3 protein-coding genes are annotated in these 2,937 nt (G+C 38.9%); all 3 read left to right on the top strand.

What is annotated here, in order from left to right:
- A partial coding sequence (locus tag PHP06_10965) for an amidohydrolase family protein (GenBank protein MDD3841060.1) occupies positions 1-519 on the top strand: 519 nt, incomplete at its 5' end.
- 16 nt (positions 520-535) lie between these two features.
- Complete coding sequence (locus PHP06_10960) at positions 536-2,035, top strand: FGGY family carbohydrate kinase (protein MDD3841059.1); 1,500 nt, start codon at positions 536-538, stop codon at positions 2,033-2,035.
- Between the two features lie 20 nt (positions 2,036-2,055).
- A complete protein-coding gene (locus tag PHP06_10955) occupies positions 2,056-2,931 on the top strand; it encodes a class II fructose-bisphosphate aldolase (protein ID MDD3841058.1) in 876 nt (291 codons plus the stop codon).
- Positions 2,932-2,937 lie beyond the last annotated feature (6 nt).

The following is a 2,937-nucleotide window of genomic DNA, read 5'->3' as shown; positions in this document are numbered from 1 at the left end:
ACTCATATATATAACAGTACTTCTAGTGTAAGGAGCAGAGATTTTTATTGCCAAGCAGGAGTAGTAGAGGCAGGGTTAAGCCTTGATGAACTGACTGTTGAAGTGATTGCAGATGGGAGACATATACCTCATGGTATTTTAAAACTCCTATATAAGACGAAAGGACCAGATAAGTTAGTCCTCATAACCGATGCCAGCAGGGCTGCTGGTATGCCACCAGGCAAGTACAAATTAGGGGAACTGGATATTTTAGTGGAAGACAATGTAGGTATGCTGCCGGATAAAACGTCCTTTGCCGGGAGTGTTGCTACCGCTAACTGGCTTGCCAAAATAATGTATAGAGAAGTTGGCATCTCAATGATAGATGTAGTGAAGATGCTAACACTAACCCCTGCTCGGCTTATAAATGAATCCAATACTAAAGGGAGTTTAGTCAAAGGAAAAGATGCAGACATAATAGTATTCGATGATGATATAGAGGTTTCCCTTGTTATAAGAGAAGGAAAGAGATTAAAATAAAACTGAGGTGGGGAAAGTGGGAATATTAGGCCTTGATGTTGGTACAACAGGTTGTAAGGCCACGGTTTTTGATTACCAAGGAAATATAAAGTCTTCTGCCTATAGAGAATATGATGTAATAACTCCAAAACCGGGATGGCAGGAGCTTAACCCTGAAAAAGTTTGGGGATCGGTAAAATGGGTGATAAAACGTTCTGTACAAGAGTATGCAGGGGAAGAAATAAAAGCCATAAGCATATCTTCCTTTGGAGAAGCGGCCACACCAGTGGATAGAGACGGAAACATATTGTATAACAGTATTTTATATATTGATCCTAGAGGGGAGCAGGAGATAGGGATTATCCATGAAAAGCTTGGGAATGATAGGGTGCTTGAGATAACTGGAAGCTCAATCCACCCTATGTACACTTTAGGAAAGATAGTATGGATAAAGGAAAATTTGCCGGAAATATATAAAAAGACTTGGAAGTTCTTGCTTTATGGCGATTTTATAATGTATAAATTAGGTGCCCAGCCTTCAATAGATTATTCTTTGGCTGCAAGGACTATGGCATTTGATATTACTCAAAAACAATGGTCGGACGAGATATTAGATTGTGTAGGTGTAGAACAAGATAAATTTTCATTCCCAGTACAAGGGGGAAGTATAATAGGGCAAATTTCAAAAAACATAGCCTATGAACTAGGACTTCCTAAAGGGGTTTTGTTGGTAGCCGGGGGGCACGATCAGCCGTGTGCTGCATTAGGTGCAGGTATAACCGAAAGCAGAAAAGCTGTGGATGGTATGGGTACGGTGGAATGTATAACCCCTGCTTTTGATAAACCTGTATTATCGCCTGAAATGGTCAAGTATAATTTTGCATGTGTACCACATCTTAAAAAAGACATGTATGTAACCTATGCTTTTAATTTTACATCTGGAAGTTTGCTTAAATGGTATAGAGATACCTTTGCATTTGAAGAAAAAAGGATAGCCCAGCAAAAGAGAGTGGATGTATATGACCTTATAATAAAAAATGCAAAGAAAGAACCTTCCGATATATTTATTCTTCCGCATTTTTCGGGAGCTGCCACTCCTTATATGGATACAGATTCTAAAGGAGCTATGGTAGGGCTATCTTTGGATACTGACAAATCAGAAATAATAAAAGCAGTATTGGAAGCAACAAATTATGAGATGATGGTGAATATAGAATGCCTGGAAAGAGCAGGCATATATATTGATGAATTAAGGGCAGTAGGAGGAGGGGCTAAGTCAGATTATTGGTTACAGCTAAAAGCAGATATGACAGGTAAAAAGATAGTATCTCTTAATGTAGCTGAAGCGGGGACATTAGGAGTTGCTATGCTTGCTGGAACGGCAAGCGGTGCATATAAGTCGGTAGATCAGGCTGCTTCAAGACTTATAAGAGTAAAAAAAGAATATTACCCTGACCCTAAACTTACAAATATATATGCACAAAAATTTTTAGATTACAAAAAGATTTATCCTGCAGTAAAGAGTATATATAAATAATAAAAGAGAGGACTGGGAAAATGGCTCTAGTTTCAATGAAACAAATGCTGGCAGATGCTAAAAAAAATAAATATGCTGTAGGCTGTTTTAATGCAATAAACCTTGAAATGGCACGAGGGGTGATACAGGCAGCAGAGCAAGAAAACTCTCCAGTAATATTGTGTCATGCAGAAGTACATTTTAAATATGTTCCATTGGATAAGATTGCTCCCATATTAATAAACGAGGCTAAAAATGCGAAAGTACCGGTAGCAGTACTATTAGACCATGGAAAAAGCTTTTCCGCCGTCATAAAAGCTATGAATTTAGGGTTTAATGCGGTGATGTATGACGGATCAAAGTATGACTTCAAACAAAACGTAGAAAATACCGGAGAAATAGTAAAGATAGCCGGAGAGCTTGGAGTAGACGTAGAAGCAGAGCTAGGGTATGTAGTTAGGCCTAAAAGCGGGGGAGCAGAAGGCGATGATGATGATTCAATAATAGATGATACTTCCCTCTATACTAAACCTGAGGAGGCATGTGAATTCGTAGAAAAAACAGGGGTGGATGCCCTTGCTATCGCTTTTGGTACCGCTCATGGAGTATATTTAAAAACCCCTCAACTTGATTTTGAGAGGTTGAAAAAAATAAGCAAGGCAGTGGATGTGCCGCTAGTCATGCACGGAGGTTCAGGGTTGACCAGCCAGGATTTTAAAAAGGCTATAGAATGTGGCATATCAAAGATTAACTATTATACAGGGATGGCATACAATGCATCCGAGGCGATCAGGGAAAAGTTTAGCCAGAGCAGCGATAAAGTCTACTATCACAATATAATGATGTGGAGCATGGATGCCTTTAAAGATGATGTACGAAAAGTTATAAGATTATTTGGAAGTACTAACAAAGCCTAAAGTCAG

It is taken from the genome of Clostridia bacterium (genome assembly GCA_028698525.1).
GTDB lineage: Bacteria > Bacillota > Clostridia > JAQVDB01 > JAQVDB01 > JAQVDB01.
Note: the sequence above shows the minus strand (reverse complement) of the source record. Positions and strands in the feature narration are given on the sequence as shown.

Bases quoted from the DNA above. Each gene is read 5' to 3' on its own strand.
- PHP06_10955 (MDD3841058.1), top strand. From the start codon at position 2,056: ATGGCTCTAGTTTCAATGAAACAAATGCTGGCAGATGCTAAAAAAAAT.